This window comes from Xenorhabdus entomophaga, from assembly GCF_037996725.1.
In the GTDB taxonomy this organism is placed as follows: Bacteria; Pseudomonadota; Gammaproteobacteria; order Enterobacterales; family Enterobacteriaceae; genus Xenorhabdus; species Xenorhabdus khoisanae.
Genome location: NZ_JBBMXH010000081.1, coordinates 1 through 22,259, shown reverse-complemented (window position 1 = coordinate 22,259; position 22,259 = coordinate 1). Strand labels below are relative to the sequence as shown.

The window sequence follows — 22,259 nt, the reverse complement described above, 5'->3', positions numbered from 1 at the left end:
TTTGTTTATGCATATCAGGCTACTATTTCGGGTGTGAGAGCTGTGAAATTTATCACAGTTGACTCCCACCTTTTAATATCTCACCTGTTGCACTTAATATGTTAACTCAGCGTTCAACTACGTGCGGTGCTATGCCCATGTCATTCATCTTAGTTGCTAAAGTACGCCTCAAATCGTGCAACGTCCATTTTTCCTTATGTCCTAATTTTTTCCATATTCTTATCCCGTATTGTGACACTGTTGCATTGTTTTTTAATTCACCCAATAGATAACCGCTTTTATTATGGCGGTTAATTAATTTATCCAAAAAAGGTTTTAAATATTCAGGTATTGGGCGGATGATTTTTTCTCCTGATTTACTATTTTCCTTTGGGACAGTCCACAACATGGAATCAAAATCCCATTCTGAGTATTTTGATAATCTGGCCTCTTGAGTTCGACAGCCAAATACAATCAAGAGTGTTAATAAATTACTATAGTAAGGGGGATGGATGTTTGTATTTATAGATTTCCACAATTGCCCTATTTCATTTTCAGTTAAAACCCTGTCTCCTTTATTTTGTTTTTTACCTACGTCAGGAATTGTTAAATCATCCAGTGCATTACTAATAGCAAATTTTCTTACTCGACAGAATTTTAAAGCTTGTTTGCAGAGTTGAAATATGTATCCAGCAGAAACGGGAGATTTCTTTTTGATTTTATCAAAACATTGAAGCCAATAGTGCGTTTCGCAGTCTGATAACGCCATGTTTCCAATATATGGGTAAATATATTTCTTTAGTTGAGCCACATGTTTATCAATAGATACGCGATTGTCTTTGCCATAATTTTCTATCCAATATTCAATAGCGTCTTTTACAGTGATTGGTTTTAATGATTCCTGCATCGTTAAGTTAAATTGGAGCTTTGGATCTTTACCGGATGCTAACCAACTACGACATTTGTCCCTCGTTTCCCGAGCCTGTTTAAGACTCATATCGGGATAGCGTCCAATGGTAAGGCGGTTTAGCTTTTTACCATCAAGTCGATAGGTAAAAACCCAACTAATACCACCAATTTTGGACGTTTTTGCACTCAATCCAGCACCATCGGCAAAAAATTCAATTTTGTCGCTTTCCCTTCCTTGCAAAATCTTAAGTTTTTTGTCACTGAGCTTGTTTAGTTCGGTAGCCATGATCACTCAAAATATTTATACAAATGTTTATACATAGTGTGGCGTAAGAGTGAGTAAACGTCAATAAATACTGGAACAATATACAGGTTTATTTTTTGATAATAATTTGATTTTAAATGAAAAATTTATATCTTAAGGAAGTATGAGAACATGAAATTATACAACGCCATATGATCTCACTTTTATGAATCCTTCCTTAGATTGATCTCCATCTGAAATAGAAAAATGAGGATTGGCTGAAGCGAGCCATTTCTCATTTTTTTAATTTTCTTTTCCATATTGATGATTTCCAGACATTAGTCATTTCTTATACATAACAAAAACTTAACACTTTTTTATTTGTTCTTTTGGAATTTATTTCCCTGTCTTTCTTATCTTTAAGTAAACTTAATCACTTGATTTTATTTGGTTAATTTTTAAATTAAAAAATAATGGAAATCGTTTTTGATTTATTTTTTTAATTGGTTAATCTTAACTAGGTTGAGTATTTAAAAGACGAAAAGAGGGGAGTATGCAGCAGATGTTAACAACCCAGTTGACCTTTGTGAAGCCTTTTGGTGAGGCAGAGAATCAGGTATTTTCACCTGAATCTATTGGTTTATTAGAAGATTTGATTGTTGAATTTTCTGGCAGGCGTGAAAAATTATTGGAAGAACGGATTGAATGGCAGAAAAAAATAGATGATGGAATACTCCCAGAATTTATTTCGGAAACATCTTCCATTAGAGATGGGGATTGGAAAATACAGGGAATACCTGATGATCTCAAAGATCGCCGAGTCGAAATAACAGGTCCTGTAGAACGTAAAATGGTTATTAACGCCTTAAATGCAAATGTAAAAGTATTTATGGCGGACTTTGAGGATTCATTAGCTCCGGCATGGGATAAAGTTATAAGCGGGCAGATCAACTTACGAGATGCTGTCAATGGCACTATTTCATATACCAATGAGCAAGGTAAGCGTTATGAATTGAAGCCAGATCCCGCAGTATTGATTGCTCGGGTCAGGGGACTGCATCTGTCGGAAAAACACGTTCTTTATAAAGGCGAACCGATTTCGGGGGGATTATTTGATTTTGCCCTTTACTTCTATTTGAACCATAAAAAACTGCTGGAAAAAAACAGCGGTCCTTATTTTTACCTGCCGAAAATACAGAGTTACCACGAAGCTCAATGGTGGAGTGATGTTTTCAGTTTTACAGAATCACGTTTCAATTTGCCAAAAGGCACTATTAAAGCCACGGTTCTGATTGAAACACTGCCTGCTGTGTTTCAAATGGATGAAATACTTTACTACTTACGCCATCACATTGTTGGCCTCAATTGTGGGCGTTGGGATTATATTTTCAGTTATATCAAAACATTAAAAAATCATGCTGATCGTGTCTTGCCGGATCGCCAGTCTGTTACGATGACACAACCTTTCTTGAGTGCCTATTCCCGCTTGTTGATTAAAACCTGCCATAAACGCGGTGCGTTTGCGATGGGGGGAATGTCGGCATTTATTCCTAGCAAAGATCCTGAACAAAATCAGCAAGTGTTGGATAAAGTCAGGGCTGACAAAGAGCTGGAAGCCGATAATGGTCACGATGGCACATGGGTCGCTCATCCGGGGCTTGCAGATATTGTCATGACGGTTTTCGATTCCAAATTGGGAGAGCGCCAGAACCAATTGACAGTTTTGCGTGAAGAAGATGAAACCATTACGGCTGCACAGTTGCTTGCGCCTTGTTCGGGAGAAAGGACTGAAGAGGGAATGCGCGCGAATATTCGTGTCGCTGTTCAGTACATAGAAGCATGGATTTCGGGTAATGGATGTGTACCGATTTATGGCTTGATGGAAGATGCTGCGACGGCAGAAATTTCTCGTACCTCTATTTGGCAATGGATTCGGCATGAAAAATCTCTTTCCAACGGTAAAAAGGTAACAAAAGAACTCTTTAAGGAAATGCTCAAAGAAGAACTTGAGGTTATTAGGCAAGAGGTTGGGGGAGTTCGTTTTGATCAGGGGCGATTTATAGAAGCTTCAGGCTTGATGGAAAGAATTACCACACAGGATGACTTAATTGATTTCCTGACGTTACCTGGTTATCAGTTATTAGACTAATTTAAAAACAATAATGGCAAAAATATCCGATTAATTAAGAATAGGAAGTAGAACATCATGACCATGTCCCGGACACAACAAATCGCTCAATTAGAACAAGAATGGAAACAACCGCGTTGGGAAGGCATTACTCGCCCATATAGTGCTGAGGATGTCATTAAATTGCGTGGTTCACTTAACCCTGAACACACTTTAGCGCAGAGGGGAGCGAAAAAGTTGTGGGAATTGTTGCATGGCAAATCCAAAAAAGGTTATGTGAACGCGCTTGGGGCGCTGACGGGAGGTCAGGCTCTTCAACAGGCTAAAGCAGGTATTGAAGCGATTTACCTTTCTGGCTGGCAAGTTGCAGCGGATGCAAATACAGCTTCAAGCATGTATCCCGATCAGTCATTGTATCCAGTTGATTCTGTACCTAATATCATCAAACGTATTAATAATAGTTTCCGTCGGGCAGATCAAATTCAGTGGTCGAACGACATCGATCCAGACAGTCAGGAATATATTGATTATTTCCTGCCGATTGTTGCGGATGCAGAAGCCGGGTTCGGTGGAGTACTGAACGCATTTGAACTGATGAAAGCGATGATTGAAGCAGGAGCGGCTGCGGTTCACTTTGAAGACCAATTGGCTGCGGTGAAGAAATGTGGGCACATGGGGGGGAAAGTTTTGGTTCCGACCCAAGAAGCCATCCAGAAACTGGTAGCTGCACGTTTGGCGGCGGATGTATCTGGCGTGCCAACGCTATTAGTCGCGCGTACTGACGCAGATGCGGCCGATCTTCTGACATCAGATTGCGATCCTTATGACAGCAAATTCATTACAGGCGAACGGACTTGTGAGGGTTTCTACTGTACTCGCGCGGGGATTGATCAGGCCATCAGCCGTGGATTGGCTTATGCTCCTTACGCCGATGTTGTCTGGTGTGAAACTTCTACACCAGATATTGAAGCGGCTCGCCGTTTTGCCGAAGCTATTCATGCAAAATATCCGGGTAAGCTGCTGGCCTATAACTGTTCTCCGTCTTTCAATTGGAAAAAGAATCTGGATGATAAAACTATTGCCAGCTTTCAGGAGCAGTTGTCGGCGATGGGTTACAAATTCCAGTTCATCACGTTGGCGGGTATACACAGCATGTGGTTCAACATGTTTGATTTGGCCTACGATTACGCCCGTGGCGAAGGTATGAAACATTATGTTGAAAAAGTACAGGAACAAGAATTTGCTGCTCTTAAACGTGGCTATACATTCTCTTCACACCAGCAGGAAGTGGGTACGGGATACTTTGATAAAGTAACTACAATTATTCAGGGAGAGGCTTCTTCTGTTACGGCTCTGACAGGATCAACAGAAGAGCAGCAATTCTAAATTTGTTATATCCATTCCATTGATATTGTTGGGGGATTCCATAAGGAATTCCCCTTTACGTGCCAAATAAGGTGGCTAAATATGGAAATAGATCTCGCTCATTTAATTGCACAAACCATTTTGCAAGGATTTGATGCGCAATATGGTCGATTTCTCGAAGTCACGTCAGGCGCACAGCAACGTTTTGAACAGGCGGATTGGCACGCGGTACAGCGGGCCATGAAAAAGAGAATAAATTTGTATGATCATCACGTTGGCTTGGTAGTCGAACAGTTGAAGCGTATTCACAGTTCATTGCAGCAGGATGAGGATTACATCTCTGGAATCAAAGCTGTTTATACCCAGTTATTGCCCGATTATCCCCGTTTCGAGATTGCAGAAAGCTTTTTCAATTCGGTTTACTGCCGTCTGTTTCAGCACCGTAATTTGAAGTCAGAAAATTTATTTATCCTATCTTCTCAGCCAGCCTGTCGTTTTCGTGAGATCTCTCGCCCTTTATCACGGGATTTTTCCCCGAATGGCTGCCTTGCTTCCATGTTGCGAATAATTTTAAGTGATCTGCCATTGCGTCTTAAATGGGAAAATTTAGAACGGGATATTTGTTACATCACGCAATATTTACAGAATACATTTCCCCAACACGATTTACTGCACGCGACATTCCAAATTGCCAATGAGCTATTTTATCGTAATAAGGCGGCGTGGTTAGTAGGAAAAATAAAAATGGGAACAGTCACTTACCCATTTTTACTACCCATTCATCATGATGAATCAGGAGGGATCTTTATCGATACCTGCTTGACCAGTCATGATGATGCCAGCATCGTTTTTGGCTTCGCTCGTTCCTACTTTATGGTTTACGCGCCTTTGCCCGCCGCTTTGGTAGAGTGGTTACGTGAGATCTTACCGACAAAATCCACGGCTGAGTTATATATGGCAATCGGTTGCCAGAAACACGGTAAAACGGAATATTACCGTGAATATCTGGCATTCATTAATTTTTCCCAAGAACAGTTCACGATTGCACCGGGTGTTAAGGGCATGGTGATGCTGGTTTTTGCGTCTTCCTCTTTTGACCGCGTATTCAAAGTGATTAAAGACAAGTTTGCGCCACAGAAAGAAGTTACCCAAGAGCGGGTGCAGGAATGCTATCGTTTAGTCAAAGAACATGATCGTGTGGGAAGAATGGCTGATACACAGGAATTTGAAAATTTTGTCATTGATAAACGCCATATCAGCGCTGAATTAATGGAGGAATTGCAAAAGGAGATACCGGAAAAATTCGAAGATTTGGGCGATAAGATCTTGATAAAACATCTTTATATGGAACGTAAAATGATGCCGCTGAATATTTACATGGAACAAGTCAATGAAGCGCAATTGAAAGATGTGATAGAAGAGTACGGAAATGCGATTAAGCAGTTAGCCGCAGCAAATATTTTCCCCGGTGATATGTTGTTTAAAAACTTTGGCGTTACGCGCCACGGTCGGGTTATTTTCTACGATTATGATGAGATCTGCTACATGACCGAAGTCAATTTTCGGGATATTCCTCCACCACGTTATCCGGAAGATGAATTGGCTAGTGAGCCTTGGTATAGCGTGGCTGTTAACGATGTTTTTCCGGAAGAATTTCGGCATTTTTTATGCACAGACAAACGTATTCGAGGTTACTTCGAAGAGAGCCACAGTGACCTATTCAAAGCGGATTACTGGCGGGCATTGCAAGAGCGTATAAAAAACGGACATGTGGAAGATGTCTTTGCTTATCGCCATAGACAGCGATTCAGCCAGCGTGATGAAGTGAATTAAATAGAAAATATACGGAAATTATGAAATAGTTAATTTCCGTACTAAAAATATTAAATAAGCAAGTTACGCTTTGGCTCCTGCAATTGCAGTACGTGCCAATTCCGTAATTTGGGCATAATCCCCTTTTTTCAATGCCTCGCTTGGTACCAACCATGATCCACCAATGCACAGAACACTATTTAATGCTAAATAATCACGATAGTTTTCAGGAGAAATACCACCCGTTGGGCAGAAGCGCACTTGTGGGAATGGGCCGGCAATCGCTTTCAATGCCTTAACTCCACCATTCGCTTCTGCCGGGAAAAATTTGAAGCATTTCAGGCCATAACTCATCCCCAGTATCAACTCAGAAACGGTAGAGATCCCCGGAATAAGAGGAATTGAACCCGAAGTTGCCGCTTTTAACAATTCTTCAGTTAATCCTGGACTGATGGCGAATTGAGCGCCAGCTTCGGTGACAGTAGCCAGTTGTTCAGGATTAATAACCGTGCCTGCACCGATAATCGCTTCAGGAACTTCTTTAGCAATAAGGCGGATAGCTTCTACTGCACATTCCGTTCTTAATGTCACTTCCAAGACCCGAATTCCGCCGGTAACCAGTGCTTTTGCCAAAGGAACGGCGTGTTCAATCTCATTGACAACAATGACAGGGACGACAGGGCCATCAGTCAGGATATTTTCTGCGGTTGTTTTCCAGTTATTCATTAGCTGTTTCTCTCGTTAAATCAGAACACAAGGGATTTAAAATCCCTCGCTTATTAAAATGTAATGCAACATGCCCCTTGTTCTGCACCCGAAAGTTGGGTTCTCAGTGCGCCAAAGAGTTCACGGCCGCAGCCAATATGCCCTTCACTTAAATCTGGCTGATACGGTGTTCTTTGTGCCAATTCCTGCTCATCAACCAGAAGCATAAGCTCTCCGGTACGACCATCAACACGGATCAAATCACCATTTTGTACTTTTGCCAGCAATCCGCCTGTTCTGGCTTCTGGCGTGACATGAATGGCTGAAGGAACTTTACCGGAAGCGCCGGATAAACGGCCATCAGTGACTAAAGCAATTTTAAAACCACGATCCATCAAAACGCCCAGTGGTGGCATCAACTTATGTAATTCTGGCATACCATTCGCTTGCGGGCCTTGATAGCGGACAACCACAACGCAGTCACGATCCAGCTTGCCAGCCTCAAAAGCAGGGGCGATATCATGCTGGCTATTAAAGACCACTGCGGGGGCTTCAATGACTTGGTTATCCACCGGAACCGCAGAAGTTTTCATAACTGCACGGCCAAGATTTCCGGTCATGACTTTCGTACCACCGTGACGCTCGAAGGGGTGTTCAATGCTGGCAATAACATTGCTGTCCAATGAAGAGAAAGCACCTTCACGCCATGCTAACTGGCCTTCATTAAGCCACGGTTCTTGAGTATAACGTTCCAGACCAAACCCGGCGATAGTATTGACATCACGGTGCAGTAAGCCTTTTTTCAGTAACTCGCGGATAACCAGCGTCACCCCGCCGGCAGCCTGAAATTGGTTGATATCTGCTGGCCCATTTGGATAGATGCGACACAGCAGAGGAATAACTTCTGACAGTTCAGAAAAATCATCCCAATTAATAATGATCCCTGCGGATCTTGCCATGGCAACCAAATGCATGGTCAAGTTGGTTGATCCTCCGGTAGCCAGTAGTGCAATAATGCCATTGACGATGACTTTTTCATCGACCATCTGACCCAATGGAAGATAATTACCTGAAGTTTCAGTCAGACGTGTGATCTGACGTGCGGCGGCATCATTTAAGGCTTCACGAAGCGATGTATCTGGATGGACAAAGGAAGCGCCCGGTAAATGCAGCCCCATTATTTCCATCACCATTTGGTTTGAATTCGCTGTGCCGTAAAAAGTACAAGTTCCGATACTGTGATAAGACGCTGCTTCAGCTTCCAGCAGTGCTTGTCGATCAGCTTTACCTTCGGCATAAAGCTGGCGAACGCGAACTTTCTCTTTGTTTGGCAAACCACTGGCCATTGGCCCTGCGGGAACAAAAACAGCAGGCAAGTGCCCGAATGACAAGGCAGCCATGACTAAGCCCGGTACAATTTTGTCGCAAATACCCAGATACAGAGCGCCATCAAACATATTATGTGAAAGCCCAACGGCAGCCGACATTGCAATGATGTCACGGCTAAGCAGGGATAACTCCATGCCGTCCTGACCTTGTGTCACGCCATCGCACATGGCGGGAACCGCACCGGCGACTTGACCGATCGCACCAACTGCGCGCAGAGAATCTTTTAATTTTTGTGGATAGTCTTCATAAGGTTTGTGGGCGGAGAGCATATCGTTGTAAGAAGAGATAATGGCGATGTCATTATGCACCATATTCTTCAGTGCGATTTTTTCATCATTCTGACAGGCTGCAAAACCATGAGCCAGATTACCGCATGCCAGTTGTGCGCGGTGGACAGTTTTCGAACGAGCGGCTTCAATGCGTGCCAAATAATGGCTGCGAGTCTCTTTTGAGCGTTCAATGATACGCTGTGTAATACGCGCGACAGTTTCGTTGGTAGCCGTGCTGTTCTGGTTTGTTGTCATGATAATTGCTCCCGACACCACAATGGAATGTGACTATTGTTTCATTGTTACCGGTAACATTGTTAATGCAATAATCAGAGGATGCAATCAACTTTCGCCGACTACGCATTTTATCTGTGATCCACATCAATTTTTAAAGCTGAAACGTAACAGCTCGTCAACAAATCAGCTTTTTAGATGGGTTTCGGCAAAAATTACTTAATTCCACCATATTCCCGGCTGACAGCTTTTGCCGCGCGCATAACAAGAGCACCGAGTTCAATGACTCGATCATCAGAGATGCGTGATATCGGGCCAGAGATAGAAATGGCGGCAAAGGCTTCATGATGTTCATCATAGATACAGGCGGCAATACATCGTAATCCCAACGCATGCTCTTCATCATCAAATGAAAACCCCTGTTTGCGGATTTGCTCCAGATTTTCTGTTAATGCTGCGGCGGTAGTACAGGTGTGCTGAGTATAGGCGTGCATACCTTTTTTATGCAGTAATTGAAGCCGTTTTTGTTCCGACAATGTGGAAAGAAGAGCTTTACCGGCACCGGAAGCGTGCATCGGCAGTTTACCGCCAATTGGAGCTGACATACGCATCAGCGCATTACATTGCACCTGATCGACAATCACAGCTTCATATTCATCAAGATTGAGAATGGCAAGATTGACGGTTTCACCGGAATCTTCCATTAACTGACGAAGAATAGGGTGAACCAGCACCATCAAATTGCGGCTTTGTAGGAAACTACTGCCGACAACAAAAGTATGAGAAGCAATGACCCACAAACCCAGATCGCCAATTTGACGAACAAAACCATGTTGCTGCAAAGTCGTTAAGAGGCGATGAGTGGTGGAGTTGGGCAAGCCTGCTTGGATCGCCAGATCAGTCAGGGCAACACCGACAGGTGAATCGGAAATATATTCCAAAAGTGTCAGACCTCGGCTTAAAGACTGAACTTGGCCGCTTGCAGCGGCACTGCTTGTTGTCATTTTAGTTTTTTTTGTACGTTTATTGGCAACTGCTGTACTCATAAGATGCCCTCTGGATGATAATCGGTTTGCAGCAATGATGGCTGCAATGAACACAAAATGGAACTTATTTTCGTTTTCTTATTATGGATGATAAAGCGGAGGAAAACACATCCGATGTGTTGGTAGTGAATATTTGAATGAACAGGGACAGAAGACACCAGTAGAGCCGAAAACAGTGGCTGATCATCTTGCGGATGAAGATTGTACTGGTGGGATCTGGGCTTACGTTGATATAGATTTGTCTAGATACGAAGGACACACGACTAAACTAAATATTACCTTGCCACAGTTTCTCTTAGCCCGAATTGATGATTATGTCAGTTTACACAACGAGTATCACAGCCGTAGTGGATTTTTCGCAGAATTAGCACGACGTGAACTATCGATACATTCGTAAGCTCGGTTTAATATCCTTTTTGCAAAATTAAGAAAACCCGCGTTATGCGGGTTTTTAGAGCCATGTTCAATTTACTTTGTCATATTTCAAACAAACTCCGATGTAACGTCTGAATTACTTGTTCCGCATCTTTGCCGGGAACGAGCAGGCAGATATTATGACTGCTTGCACCACCGCTAATCATCCGAATATTAAAGGATTCCAGAGCGCTAAAAACTTCTTTTCCCAATCCCTTAGACTTCGAAAGTTCATTGCCGATAATTGCTACCAATGCCATATTTTCTTCGACTTCCACACGGCATAACGTGGAAAGTTCAGTCAGTAAGGCATTCGTCAATAAACTACCATTGGTGCTGGTGGAGCCAGTGGTATCCAGTGTCAGGGCGATGTTCACTTCCGATGTCGTAATCAGATCCACCGATATATTATGGCGCGAGAGCAGGGTAAAGACTTCTGCCAGAAAACCCCGCGCATGTAACATCTTCAGGCTATGCAGAGTCAGTAAAGTTTGTTTGCGGCGCAATGCCAACGCACGAAACAGCGGTGGATTGTCTGTTTTATCACAAACCACTGTGCCGCCCGCGAGAGGATCTTTGCTGGAGCCGACAAATACCGGAATGCCGGAGCGAACGGCCGGGAGCAATGTGGCAGGATGGAGAATTTTGGCGCCAAATGTCGCCATTTCTGCCGCTTCATCAAAAGCAATTGTATTGATGCGTTTAGCGGTAGGGGCAATACGGGGATCGGTGGTATAGATGCCCGGAACATCTGTCCAGATATCAACGCGTTGTAATCCAAGCGCTTCGCCCAGCAAAGCGGCAGTATAATCACTGCCTCCCCGTCCCAGCGTAGTTGTACGGCCTTTTTCCTCTCTACCGATAAAACCTTGAGTGATGACAATCGTATTGTTCAGGCGAGGATGCAGGTGCTCCATCGCTAAAGTACGGAGTTGGAGGGTATCGGGTTCTGCTTTTCCAAAATGAGCACTGGTTCGCATGATCCGGCGGATATCAAACCATTCTGCATCCGTATTGCGCTGGCGCAGCAGCTCGACAAACAGTAAGGTGGACATCATTTCACCGTGGCTAACCAATTCATCAGTCAGTGCTTCTGACGTGGCAAGAGACGCAGCTTCTGACAGCATCTCAATATTTTCCAGCAGACGATCAATTTCCTCGCGGATCACGTTCGCATCATTCAATCGCTCAATAATTGCATATTGAATGTCACGGATCTGTTTCAGGTAACTCTCCCGTTTATCGTTATCGCAGCCAGCCGCTAATGCAACCAGCAAATTGGTCACACCAGAAGAGGCTGACAGAACAACCACGCGAACATTAGCATTTGCCAAAATAATATCGGCACAGTTATTCATGGCATCAAAGTCAGCCACACTCGTACCACCGAATTTTGCTACAACATACTGCGAATTAGGAGATGAAACAGCGCACATGGATGATAACCTTTTGTTCGAAGAATAGGCTTTTAGAAATATCGGGTTAGGCGCATTGAGTCAATGTTTGGTAATTAAGCATAAATAATTTTCATGATGGAGATAAAATTATCGTTTTTGCCTATCTCAACAATTAGGGCTGGAAATCACTGACTATTTTGACCAATATCAGTAATTACAAGGAAAGGGAGATTAACCACAGAATTAACCCGTTACAATCTGTGCATTCCTATTGTTTATTGACAGTTGATAGAGAGTATCATCCATGAAAAACATCAACCCCAGCCAGACTGAAGCCTGGAAAGCATTACAGCAGCATTTTGAGCAAATGAAGAATGTGCATTTGCGGGATCTGTTTGAACAGGATAAAGAACGGTTTAAGGCATTTTCTGCGACATTTGATCAGCAGATGCTGGTGGATTATTCCAAAAACCGCATTACTACAGAAACACTGGAAAAATTACAGGCACTGGCACAAGAAACTGATTTGAGCAGTGCAATCCGCAGTATGTTCTCCGGCGAGAAAATCAATCGCACAGAAGATCGCGCTGTGCTGCACATTGCCCTGCGTAACCGCAGCAACACCCCGATTATGGTGGATGGGGAAGATGTCATGCCGCAAGTGAATGCGGTGCTGGCAAAAATGAAAGCATTCAGTGAGCGTATCATCAGTGGTGAATGGAAAGGTTATACGGGTAAAGCCATTACTGATGTGGTGAATATTGGTATTGGTGGCTCCGATCTTGGCCCGTATATGGTAACCGAAGCACTGAAAGCCTATAAAAATCACCTGAATATGCATTTTGTTTCCAATGTTGATGGAACTCATATTGCTGAAACACTAAAAACTTTGAATCCAGAAACAACCTTGTTCCTGATTGCTTCCAAGACTTTTACCACGCAAGAAACGATGACCAATGCACATTCTGCGCGTAATTGGTTTTTGCAAAACGCCATTGATGAAGCACATGTTGCCAAACATTTTGCAGCGTTATCAACCAATGAACAGGAAGTCAGTAAATTTGGTATCGATCCACAAAACATGTTTGAATTTTGGGATTGGGTAGGGGGACGTTATTCGCTCTGGTCTGCGATTGGCTTATCCATTGCACTTTCCATTGGTTATGAAAATTTTGAACAGTTGTTGAGTGGCGCTCATGCGATGGATAAACATTTTGAGCAGACCGCCTTTGAACACAACATTCCCGTTTTGTTGGCATTAATCGGCATTTGGTACAACAATTTCTTTGGCGCAGAAACTGAAGCGATTCTGCCATACGATCAATACATGCATCGTTTTGCTGCTTACTTCCAGCAAGGCAATATGGAATCAAACGGTAAGTACATCGATCGTAATGGCAATCCTGTCAATTACCAGACTGGGCCGATTATCTGGGGTGAACCGGGTACTAATGGTCAACACGCTTTCTACCAACTTATCCATCAGGGAACCAAACTGATCCCGTGTGATTTTATTGCGCCAGCAATTAGCCATAATCCGGTTAGCGACCACCATAGCAAGCTGCTGTCCAATTTCTTTGCTCAAACTGAAGCGCTGGCCTTTGGCAAAACACAGGCTCAGGTAGAAGCAGAATTTGCGGCGGCTGGAAAAAATTCCCAGGATGTGGCGAATGTTGTGCCGTTCAAAGTATTTGACGGGAACCGCCCGACCAACTCCATTTTATTGCGCGAAATTACACCATTTAGTTTGGGTGCATTGACTGCTATGTATGAGCATAAAATATTCGCTCAAGGCGCAATTCTGAATATTTTCTCATTTGATCAATGGGGTGTAGAGTTGGGCAAACAATTGGCGAATCGTATTCTGCCTGAATTGCACGATGCGGAAGCGGTGAACAGCCATGACAGCTCTACAAATGGCCTGATTAACCGATTTAAAGAATGGCGATGATCTGACTCCCTCTTGTTTATTCCACCTCCTCCCAATAACTATTGTTATTACGGGGGAGGTTTTTTTTATGATTTCCATAATTTGTTATCAACTTTTTATTTTATTGGTCTGCAACATGATATCCTCATTCCCCATTCGTTGTGCTGTCGGGGAAACTGATATTCCCCGCAATGAGAAAATGACATGGCAGATGACACAATATTAACTTCAACACCCATCCATTGGTTTTCGGCAGACGAGACCGATCTTCCTGACGATATTTTAGACTGGCTGATGGAAGTTGGCTCAATGACACACCGCTTTGAACAACACTGTCAGCAGGTATCTGTTGCCCCTTTCCGGGAATGCTTCATCACGGCAGAAGAATTAGGCGATGAAAGTAAGCACTTACCTGTGAGCGAAAAATATTGGTTACGCGAGATTGTCTTATATGGAGATAATATCCCGTGGCTTTTAGGCCGCACTGTTATTCCGGCAGAAACACTCACTGGCCCAGATCGAAAATTGGTTGATGTAGGAACCGTTCCACTCGGGCGTTACCTTTTTAGTGGTAATAATCTGACCCGGGATTATATTCAAATAGGCTGGCAGGAGTCCCGTTGGGTGCGGCGTTCGTTATTGAGATTGTCTGGTAAGCCACTGTTGCTCACAGAAGTTTTTCTGCCAGAGTCACCTGCATATAAAACAAAATAATAAGGGGAGAAATAGATTGGAGGTCAGTATGACGCAAAATAAATGGCGTGCCTATTGCCGTTTAATGCGTATCAATAAACCCATTGGCGTATTATTATTATTATGGCCAACATATTGGGCATTGTGGATCGCCGCAAAAGGTATACCAAATTTACACGTGTTGTTAGTATTTACTATTGGTGTGTTTTCTATGCGTGCTGCGGGATGCTGTATTAATGATTTCGCAGATAGAAAATTTGATGGATATGTAGAACGGACAAAATCTCGTCCTCTTCCTAGTGGTGATATCACCGAAAAAGAAAGTAAAATCTTGTTTGCCACGCTGGTGCTCATCTCTTTTGCGCTGGTTCTTACGCTGAATAAAATGACGATTGCATTGTCGTTCGTTGGTTTGGCGCTGGCGTGGAGCTATCCTTTCGTAAAACGTGTCAGCCATCTGCCACAAGTTGTGTTAGGGGCTGCCTACGGCTGGTCAATTCCGATGGCGTTTGCCGCAGTAAGTGAGTCCTTACCTTTGGAGTGTTGGTTGTTATTTTTAGCCAACGTTATTTGGTCAGTGATTTATGATACACAGTATGCGATGGTTGATCGTGATGATGACCTAAAAATCGGTGTGAAATCGACGGCTGTGCTCTTTGGACGCTTTGATAAACTGATTATTGGTATTCTGCAATTTGCTATGTTGGGTATTTTGGTATTGATCGGCAATATAGTGAATCTGGGGGGAATATACTACTGGACGATATTGCTGGCAGCGGCGTTGTTTATTTATCAACAAAAACTGATCTCAGGCCGGGAAAGGGCGTCTTGCTTTCAAGCTTTTATGAATAATAACTACGTTGGCCTTATTTTATTCCTTGGTGTCTTTTTCAGCTATGTCTAATATAACGGGCGGTATTACCGCCCGTTAATCATTTATGCTCAGTGTAACGTTATTATCCTTGCTCTTTTTCCTGTTCAGGGTCATTTTGCTCTGGTGGCATACTGACGCTCTCAATTGTCAGGCGAATTTCAGGTGACATCAACTCGCTCAACACATGGTAAAGTGCCTGAGCGTTGGTTGTAACTATAGTGCCACTATTTTGAGCGCCACTCTCTTGAATGTAACCTTCTTCGCGTAGCGTGTTGACTGAACAGGCGAAAACCGCCTTGTCAAAGAACTCTGGTGCATTGATGCCATGCAGCACTGATAAACGCTGTGCCAACATCCGGCTCTCTTTTTCCAGTACACCACGACTGATGTCCGGGGTGGCATTCAATAAAGAAAGCGTAATTGCATAGCGTTGCAGTGTTTCTCGGATACCCGCCGCCAGTAATTGCAGTGGGCGGATGCGGGCAGGGTTCAGTACCAACATTCCTTGCTCTTTGTTACAGATAAGGCATTGACGCGCCAGCTCATCAATCAGGGTATTGACGACTTCAGGAAGCGTTTCCTTACTGTAACGCATGAAAAGTTCCTGTTTGATTAACGGATAGATTAACTCTACCTGCCTGAGCAATTCACTGCGACTAATACGACGGTGATGCATCACAATGCTGGTAATCAAGGATGGCAAGATCAACAAGTGCTGGATATTGTTACGATAATAAGTCATCAATACCGCGCTTTCGCGTGGCAGGATAATGATATCTCCCAGACTGTCTTTCTCGACTTCAAACTTATCCATCAGCAAAGCATGATCCAACAACTCTTCCGCTGTTTTGTTCGGTACAGTGATATCGTTGGTGTAAGGCACATTGTTCAGCAATTGCAGATAACAATCTAACTGCTCAATAAGCTGCTCGCGAGTAAGTGCTCGCTGACGTGACGACAACAATGCCGTGGTGCACAAATTAATAGCATTGGCAGCGGCGGCATTATTGATATTGACCATAATATTGCCAGCCAGTTTGCTGACTGTTGGAGACAGCCATGTGGGGCGCTGGGATTCTATTGGGTCAATGGAATCACGCCAATCCGGAACATGTTGGTTAAGGTACTGTACCAACGGGATCGGCTCGCCAAAGTTCACGTAACCTTGTCCCAGATTACGCAGTTTGCGCAGGCCATTCACCATCTGGAAAAAGCCTTCTGTTTCTTTGGTGGCTCCCCGCAACTCTTTGGCGTAAGTCGCAACTTCCATCACATGCTCATAACCAATATAGATCGGTACAATCGTGATTGGACGGGATTCCCCACGCAGCATCGCTTGCAAGGTCATGGAGAGTGTACCCGTTTTCGGGTCAAGCAGACGCCCGGTACGTGAACGACCACCTTCGACGAAGTATTCAACCGAATAACCACGGGAGAACAATTCACCGAGATATTCGCGGAAGATTGTCGAATAGAGCTTATTGCCTTTAAATGTACGGCGGATAAAGAACGCACCAAGACGGCGGAATATCGGGCCGGCAGGCCAGAAATTCAGGTTAATGCCCGCAGCAATGTGTGGGGGTACCAGTCCTTGATGATAAATCACATAAGAAAGCAGTAAATAATCCATATGGCTGCGATGGCATGGAACATAAACCAGTTCATGACCATCTTGCGCCAATCGGCGGATTCGCTCGGCATTATGAACATTAATGCCTTGATATAAACGGTTCCAGGTCCAACTCAAAACACGGTCGGTCAAGCGCACTGTTTCATAGGAGAAATCCGCAGCAACCTCTTCCAACATATTGATGGCATTCTGCTTCGCCTTTTCGGGAGAGATTTTTTTGCTGCGTGCTTCATCAGCAATCGCTTTTTCTATCGCTTTTGAAGCCAATAACTTGTTGAACAAATCTTGTCTGGCAGGCAAACGAGGCCCAACAGCTGCGAGACGTTGACGGGAATAGTGTATCCGCGCAACACGAGCGAGTTTATTGGCAATGATATCATCCGCACCGTGTTCGTCAGCCATACGGCGTAAGGAAACAGGCGTAGAAAAACGCACAAAACTATCCCGCCCAAGCCACAGGATCGCAAAAAACTTCTGCACACCATTTAGCAGACGTAACTGCGGTGTTGTGTTCTCTTCATGTCCTTCACGCCCGGGAGAGCGGCCAAACATCACGGAAACTGGCACCATCTGGATATTCAAATCAGGATTATTGCGATGCAGATCCAGATAAGAATGAAAGATTTTCACAGATTCATGTTTTGGTGCATAACAACGGAACACACGTGGGCCGTTATCAATAAAGACATAGCTAGGAAGCTGTGTGTCCCCGATTTCCAAAGGATTCAATGGATCCGGCAGATCTTGCGCCAGACATTGTTGACGCAGGGTCAATAAGTCTGTTTTTGAATGGTACGGCAGCACATACAAAATGGGCCGTGTCGTATCAAGACGCAACTCAGCAATGGGATCCGTAGGAATAAGTTTACTTTTTACTAAAAATTTTAGTGGTAAATTCAATAACTTATAATATATTTTACGCCAACCTGACATAACTGCTTTAAGCCTCTTGTTAGCAACGCGTCGCAAGGATACCAGAAACAGATTTTGAGATCTGTGGAAATAAGACAATAATAAGAGCTAAAAGTTATATGACCATACAACTATTAAGCTCATTTAAAAAAATTACCATGGCAAATCAATCAACAGGTTTGACCCGCATCATCAAAGCTGCGGGCTATTCGGCGAAAGGAATTAAGGCTGCTTGGCAAAATGAAGCTGCATTCCGGCAGGAGGCAGTGACTGCCATATTTGCGATCATCATCGCATTTTCTTTAGATATTAGTTTAATTGAGAGGCTCCTGCTGATCGGTTCTGTCATGCTTGTCATCATTGTTGAGATCCTTAACAGTGCCATAGAAGCCGTCGTGGATCGTATTGGTAGTGAATATCATGAATTATCGGGTCGGGCGAAAGATATGGGATCAGCGGCTGTATTGCTAACCATAATTCTTGCGTTGTTGACTTGGGGAACAATTCTTTGGTCGCATTTCATGCGCTGACATGATGTGTTTTTCATCAAAATACGTTATTTAGCTGCTTTTACATGCTAGCAGGTTCCCAATTCTAATTTACCTGTATATACTCACAGTCTGACTGTATAAACAAACAGGGGGCGAAATGAAAGCATTAACGGCCAGACAGCAGCAAGTCTATAACTTGGTGCGTGACCATATTTCGCAAACGGGTATGCCACCAACACGTGCTGAAATCGCGGCACGCCTAGGTTTTCGTTCACCTAACGCGGCAGAAGAGCATTTAAAGGCTCTGGCACGTAAAGGGGTGATAGAGATTATCGCTGGTGCATCCAGAGGTATCCGTTTGCTTCTCGAAGAGCAAGGTGAAGGTGCGGGATTACCGCTAATCGGTCGTGTTGCTGCCGGCGAACCACTGCTGGCTCAGGAACATATCGAAAACCACTATAAGGTTGATCCTGAATTATTCAAACCAAGTGCTGATTTTTTGTTACGTGTCAGTGGAATGTCCATGAAAGACATCGGTATTATGGACGGAGATTTACTGGCTGTTCATAAGACACAGGATGTTCATAATGGGCAAGTTATTGTGGCGCGTATTGAAGATGAGGTCACAGTAAAACGTCTTAAACAAACTGGGAACAGAATTGAACTGATTGCTGAAAATCCAGAATTCAAACCGATTGTTGTAGATTTGAGTGAACAGAGCTTCACTATTGAAGGATTGGCAGTAGGTGTTATTCGTAGCGGAGACTGGTTCTGAGCGTAAAAACGGATAATTGCACTTTGCCATTCTGAGGCGGTCATTTTTCCCGGTTCCCGTTAAACGTAGATTAAGCGGTGACATGAGGATATGTGAGTGCATTAGCCATGACCGCCTCACCGTTTAATCAGGTTTTAAACATTATCACCTTATTTCTTTTTATTCTCTGTAATTGAATGATTGTGCTCGCATGTATCTCGTTCTGTGCAGGAATCGATTTCATAGCAAGAAGAGCACAAACCATGCACTTCTATCACACTATTTCGTAAATGAAACCCCGTGCCTTGTGCTAGCTGCTGAATAGTGGATTCAATATCTTTCGCGTCTTTTTCAGTTACGGAGCCACAGTCTTCACAGATAAACATCGCTGAGGTATGGCTGGGTTCCTCAAAATGATGGCAGAGAACATAACTGTTTGTGGATTCTATTTTGTGAATAAAACCTTGTTCCAATAGAAATTCTAAACCACGATAAACCGTTGGCGGTTTGGCTTGTGGTTCGACTTCACGCAGCAAATCCAGTAAATCATAGGCACTTATTGCGCTGGGCTGTTCAGCGATTAGACGAAGAATTTCAAGGCGTTGAGGTGTCAAACGAACCCCTCTTGACAGACAGATTGTCTCAGCCTGTGCCAGCAACTTTTTTTGATTGATAGTTTTCATTACACCTCTCACACCTACACGATGCTAATGACTTTAATACTACCATGTTTTTGGGCCTGAGAGTGGAGTCCACACAATGATTAGCGCTTTTCTGGTGCCTGATATACATAAGGCGGCTGGCTATCTTGGCATTATGTGACATGCCCTTACCAATTAAATAATATGCAGATTGAAAATCAATCGGTGGATAAGAACAATAAAATGGGCTAAAAAACGGAAAAAATAAAAGTGAAAATAAGGGATAATATAAATAATCAAATTGGTAAATAAGTGTGATGATATGGAATTAACAATTCATTATCTCAATATAACAACAAGTTATAGTCAATAAAGAAAGTAATATTCTCATATTATTACCAATAGAGATAAATTATAGTGAACAATACAATAAGTGACCATTGCTCCAATAATTCCATTTAGGACGGAAATAAATTTCAATATCATAAAATACAGATTAATGGATTAAAAATGAAAGAGTTACTACAAAATCACCCGAATAATAGAAGATTTCCTGTTGATGGTTTCAGGATAGTCAAAACAATCCTCAAAGAAAGAAAAGGAATAGCGTTTCTTAAACCCATTCAGGCAGTTGGCTTAAGTATACTTTGGATTGCAACACTGTTACTGAGTGGGTTATCGATAGGGATAACGGGATTGATTCTCAGTGCCAGTAACACACCTTTCATGGGTTATATACTTTGGGCTGTATTGATTGGTTTAAGCCTAATCGGCGTATCTCTCTCTATTTATAGTTTCCGATGTCTCAAAAACCTGCCTATTACTGAGCAGAAACGTTATTGCTCGCAAGCAAAATGTGCTGTTTTGCCGGAAGAAAAACGTCAGGCATTGCGTTTGCATGTAGTAAGTTGTTATTACGATGGTTTTTGGACTGAAACGTTAGAGCATTATCCTCTGAAAAGTCGAGTTGCTCACGATAACTATCAATACCGTATTCTGCCTTTGTCTGATGCAGAACCTCACCAATCTCAAGTTTACCAAAATTGGGGTATTCTTGATGAAAAAGATTATTGGAAAATATTGCATGATTTATGGGCAGGAATGCACTCAGAACGTTTTGCTGCTGATGCGGTTTTCACCGATGGAGAAATGTTTAAGGTACTGGGTAGTTTGATTGAAGAATCACCTGAATATGTACAGCAATGCTCTCGGTCAATTGATGGGCGTCCTCCCGCTTTGCTTTGGGGGTTTGATCTCTGGCGGGCAATTGTTTTAAGCAGGAACTGTTTTTCCGCGGGTTATATCAGTGAAGAAACAGCGTGGATAAATATACTGAAAACCGCAGATTATGTTTATGAAATTTTTGGCAGCTTTGATGAGTTTTACACTAATTATCGGTTAGGTAACGCTTATTGGAGCCGGGATTTTGACACGGTAAAAGGGCGTTTAAAAGAATTCCGGTTTTATAAAGAATATTGTGATTGGCCTATAGCGCAACTACCTTGGCCAGATCCGAAAGGCATCTTCATGGAACAATATATGAAAGATGGTTTTGCTGATGTCGTAAATTCTATATTACAAGATCAGATGGAAGATCCGCTCAACGATGAAATAATGGATGAAGATAGTACCCATACTGAAATTCGCATTCTGCACTGAATTTTGCATTGGATAGTTACATTGATCGCCTACACGGATAGGCACTTACTCTGTATTGCAAAAGGAACCGAAGATGGGAAATCATTCATGAAAGTTTCTACGAAAAATTAGTTGATTATGATTAGCTTTAACTCTTCGTGGCCTTCATTGGTAGTTAAGGAAATATGAAAGAGACAAAGATAGCAGGGGGATTAAAATCTGCTATCTTTATGAATTGGTTTTATTTTTTGGAAAATACCCCTGTAAACGGATTCCAGCCATCCTCTCCTTTTACTTCTTTTAAATAATAAGCGTAATTAGCTACTATACCGTTTAGGGCCGCGAAAACCAATCCCAATGGTCTCCAAATGGCATCTGAAAACTCAACTCCCATCATGCTTTCTATAACTCCTATTATTGCAACTGCTAAAAAGGTCATTCCTAATAAAGTTAACCCTTTTCTCCATAGTCCAATAATGAGGAAATAGAATATCCCAAAGAAAAAAGCAAAGAAATTCATGCCGATTTTAATGCGTTTCATGAAAGTCAATTGCATATATTGTTCTTTACTTTCCTTACAATAGGGAGAGCCATTTTTCTCGAAAAATTCAAAACGTTCTTGCCATTTTTCAGAATACTTAGATGTATCCATTTTTTTCCTTAGCTATATTTGTTCTATTTTATTTATAGTGGTCTTGGATTCGCATGATAAGTGCAATTTCTGAAAAAGGCGGTCAGTTGCTATAGTAGGCATCTTTCTCGCCAAAGGAAAATGCACTATGACCTATAAACAACTGACCGAATC

At 42.8% G+C, this 22,259-nt stretch carries 18 protein-coding genes; 10 read left to right on the top strand and 8 right to left on the bottom strand.

The window, feature by feature from the left end; translation table 11 throughout:
- Positions 1-106: 106 nt before the first annotated feature.
- Positions 107-1,174: a tyrosine-type recombinase/integrase gene (locus tag AAC854_RS15960; protein ID WP_340617979.1), complete on the bottom strand. Its 1,068-nt coding sequence runs from the start codon at positions 1,172-1,174 to the stop codon at positions 107-109.
- Between the two features lie 511 nt (positions 1,175-1,685).
- Between AAC854_RS15960 and aceB the strand changes: the two genes are divergently transcribed.
- The 3 genes from aceB to aceK all read left to right on the top strand — a co-directional run bounded on the left by aceB (position 1,686) and on the right by aceK (position 6,458).
- Entirely contained in the window at positions 1,686-3,281 is a 1,596-nt protein-coding gene (aceB, locus tag AAC854_RS15955; RefSeq protein WP_340617978.1) for a malate synthase A, read from the top strand.
- Between the two features lie 57 nt (positions 3,282-3,338).
- A complete protein-coding gene (aceA, locus tag AAC854_RS15950) occupies positions 3,339-4,646 on the top strand; it encodes an isocitrate lyase (protein WP_340617977.1) in 1,308 nt (435 codons plus the stop codon).
- Positions 4,647-4,727: 81 nt separating this feature from the next.
- Positions 4,728-6,458 carry a bifunctional isocitrate dehydrogenase kinase/phosphatase gene (gene aceK / locus AAC854_RS15945; protein ID WP_340617976.1) on the top strand — a complete coding sequence of 577 codons (1,731 nt, stop codon included), beginning with the start codon at positions 4,728-4,730 and terminating at the stop codon, positions 6,456-6,458.
- 63 nt (positions 6,459-6,521) lie between these two features.
- On the opposite strand, the gene AAC854_RS15940 is transcribed toward aceK, so the two are convergent.
- From AAC854_RS15940 to iclR, 3 genes are all read right to left on the bottom strand, one after another.
- Entirely contained in the window at positions 6,522-7,163 is a 642-nt protein-coding gene (locus AAC854_RS15940; RefSeq protein WP_340617975.1) for a bifunctional 4-hydroxy-2-oxoglutarate aldolase/2-dehydro-3-deoxy-phosphogluconate aldolase, read from the bottom strand.
- A gap of 53 nt (positions 7,164-7,216) precedes the next feature.
- On the bottom strand, positions 7,217-9,055 hold the full coding sequence (gene edd, locus AAC854_RS15935) for a phosphogluconate dehydratase (protein ID WP_340617974.1): 1,839 nt from the start codon (positions 9,053-9,055) through the stop codon (positions 7,217-7,219).
- Positions 9,056-9,249: 194 nt separating this feature from the next.
- Positions 9,250-10,080, bottom strand: a complete 831-nt coding sequence (iclR, locus tag AAC854_RS15930) for a glyoxylate bypass operon transcriptional repressor IclR (RefSeq protein ID WP_047964232.1) — start codon at positions 10,078-10,080, stop codon at positions 9,250-9,252.
- Positions 10,081-10,213: 133 nt separating this feature from the next.
- Here iclR and AAC854_RS15925 point away from each other — a divergent pair, with 133 nt between their 5' ends.
- Positions 10,214-10,477 (top strand): type II toxin-antitoxin system HicB family antitoxin, encoded by a 264-nt coding sequence (locus AAC854_RS15925; protein WP_422824096.1) that lies wholly within the window; start codon positions 10,214-10,216, stop codon positions 10,475-10,477.
- 79 nt (positions 10,478-10,556) lie between these two features.
- Here the strand turns inward: AAC854_RS15925 and lysC are convergent, their stop codons facing one another.
- Positions 10,557-11,930, bottom strand: a complete 1,374-nt coding sequence (gene lysC, locus AAC854_RS15920) for a lysine-sensitive aspartokinase 3 (protein ID WP_340617973.1) — start codon at positions 11,928-11,930, stop codon at positions 10,557-10,559.
- A 265-nt stretch (positions 11,931-12,195) separates the two neighbouring features.
- On the opposite strand from lysC, the gene pgi reads away from it, so the two are divergent.
- The 3 genes from pgi to ubiA all read left to right on the top strand — a co-directional run bounded on the left by pgi (position 12,196) and on the right by ubiA (position 15,418).
- Complete coding sequence (pgi, locus tag AAC854_RS15915) at positions 12,196-13,842, top strand: glucose-6-phosphate isomerase (protein ID WP_340617972.1); 1,647 nt, start codon at positions 12,196-12,198, stop codon at positions 13,840-13,842.
- Between the two features lie 183 nt (positions 13,843-14,025).
- Complete coding sequence (ubiC, locus tag AAC854_RS15910) at positions 14,026-14,535, top strand: chorismate lyase (protein ID WP_340617971.1); 510 nt, start codon at positions 14,026-14,028, stop codon at positions 14,533-14,535.
- A 28-nt stretch (positions 14,536-14,563) separates the two neighbouring features.
- Positions 14,564-15,418 carry a 4-hydroxybenzoate octaprenyltransferase gene (gene ubiA / locus AAC854_RS15905; protein WP_340617970.1) on the top strand — a complete coding sequence of 285 codons (855 nt, stop codon included), beginning with the start codon at positions 14,564-14,566 and terminating at the stop codon, positions 15,416-15,418.
- A 52-nt stretch (positions 15,419-15,470) separates the two neighbouring features.
- On the opposite strand, the gene plsB is transcribed toward ubiA, so the two are convergent.
- Entirely contained in the window at positions 15,471-17,951 is a 2,481-nt protein-coding gene (gene plsB, locus AAC854_RS15900) for a glycerol-3-phosphate 1-O-acyltransferase PlsB (RefSeq protein WP_340617969.1), read from the bottom strand.
- A gap of 137 nt (positions 17,952-18,088) precedes the next feature.
- Between plsB and AAC854_RS15895 the strand changes: the two genes are divergently transcribed.
- Entirely contained in the window at positions 18,089-18,460 is a 372-nt protein-coding gene (locus AAC854_RS15895; RefSeq protein ID WP_340617968.1) for a diacylglycerol kinase, read from the top strand.
- Between the two features lie 118 nt (positions 18,461-18,578).
- The gene (lexA, locus tag AAC854_RS15890; protein WP_273548940.1) at positions 18,579-19,196 is read left to right on the top strand and encodes a transcriptional repressor LexA; all 618 of its coding nucleotides are present in this window, start codon (positions 18,579-18,581) and stop codon (positions 19,194-19,196) included.
- A 149-nt stretch (positions 19,197-19,345) separates the two neighbouring features.
- Here lexA and zur read toward each other — a convergent pair whose 3' ends face one another.
- Positions 19,346-19,858 (bottom strand): zinc uptake transcriptional repressor Zur, encoded by a 513-nt coding sequence (gene zur / locus AAC854_RS15885; protein WP_340617967.1) that lies wholly within the window; start codon positions 19,856-19,858, stop codon positions 19,346-19,348.
- 468 nt (positions 19,859-20,326) lie between these two features.
- On the opposite strand from zur, the gene AAC854_RS15880 reads away from it, so the two are divergent.
- Complete coding sequence (locus AAC854_RS15880; protein ID WP_340617966.1) at positions 20,327-21,475, top strand: DUF1266 domain-containing protein; 1,149 nt, start codon at positions 20,327-20,329, stop codon at positions 21,473-21,475.
- A 220-nt stretch (positions 21,476-21,695) separates the two neighbouring features.
- Here the strand turns inward: AAC854_RS15880 and AAC854_RS15875 are convergent, their stop codons facing one another.
- Entirely contained in the window at positions 21,696-22,106 is a 411-nt protein-coding gene (locus AAC854_RS15875; RefSeq protein WP_340617965.1) for a DUF2628 domain-containing protein, read from the bottom strand.
- Between the last annotated feature and the right edge of the window lie 153 nt (positions 22,107-22,259).

Coding starts and splice junctions, on each gene's coding strand:
- AAC854_RS15960 (WP_340617979.1), bottom strand. CDS start 1,174: ATGGCTACCGAACTAAACAAGCTCAGTGACAAAAAACTTAAGATTTTG.
- aceB (WP_340617978.1), top strand. CDS start 1,686: ATGCAGCAGATGTTAACAACCCAGTTGACCTTTGTGAAGCCTTTTGGT.
- aceA (WP_340617977.1), top strand. CDS start 3,339: ATGACCATGTCCCGGACACAACAAATCGCTCAATTAGAACAAGAATGG.
- aceK (WP_340617976.1), top strand. CDS start 4,728: ATGGAAATAGATCTCGCTCATTTAATTGCACAAACCATTTTGCAAGGA.
- AAC854_RS15940 (WP_340617975.1), bottom strand. CDS start 7,163: ATGAATAACTGGAAAACAACCGCAGAAAATATCCTGACTGATGGCCCT.
- edd (WP_340617974.1), bottom strand. CDS start 9,055: ATGACAACAAACCAGAACAGCACGGCTACCAACGAAACTGTCGCGCGT.
- iclR (WP_047964232.1), bottom strand. CDS start 10,080: ATGAGTACAGCAGTTGCCAATAAACGTACAAAAAAAACTAAAATGACA.
- lysC (WP_340617973.1), bottom strand. CDS start 11,930: ATGTGCGCTGTTTCATCTCCTAATTCGCAGTATGTTGTAGCAAAATTC.
- pgi (WP_340617972.1), top strand. CDS start 12,196: ATGAAAAACATCAACCCCAGCCAGACTGAAGCCTGGAAAGCATTACAG.
- ubiC (WP_340617971.1), top strand. CDS start 14,026: ATGGCAGATGACACAATATTAACTTCAACACCCATCCATTGGTTTTCG.
- ubiA (WP_340617970.1), top strand. CDS start 14,564: ATGACGCAAAATAAATGGCGTGCCTATTGCCGTTTAATGCGTATCAAT.
- plsB (WP_340617969.1), bottom strand. CDS start 17,951: ATGTCAGGTTGGCGTAAAATATATTATAAGTTATTGAATTTACCACTA.
- AAC854_RS15895 (WP_340617968.1), top strand. CDS start 18,089: ATGGCAAATCAATCAACAGGTTTGACCCGCATCATCAAAGCTGCGGGC.
- lexA (WP_273548940.1), top strand. CDS start 18,579: ATGAAAGCATTAACGGCCAGACAGCAGCAAGTCTATAACTTGGTGCGT.
- zur (WP_340617967.1), bottom strand. CDS start 19,858: ATGAAAACTATCAATCAAAAAAAGTTGCTGGCACAGGCTGAGACAATC.
- AAC854_RS15880 (WP_340617966.1), top strand. CDS start 20,327: ATGAAAGAGTTACTACAAAATCACCCGAATAATAGAAGATTTCCTGTT.
- AAC854_RS15875 (WP_340617965.1), bottom strand. CDS start 22,106: ATGGATACATCTAAGTATTCTGAAAAATGGCAAGAACGTTTTGAATTT.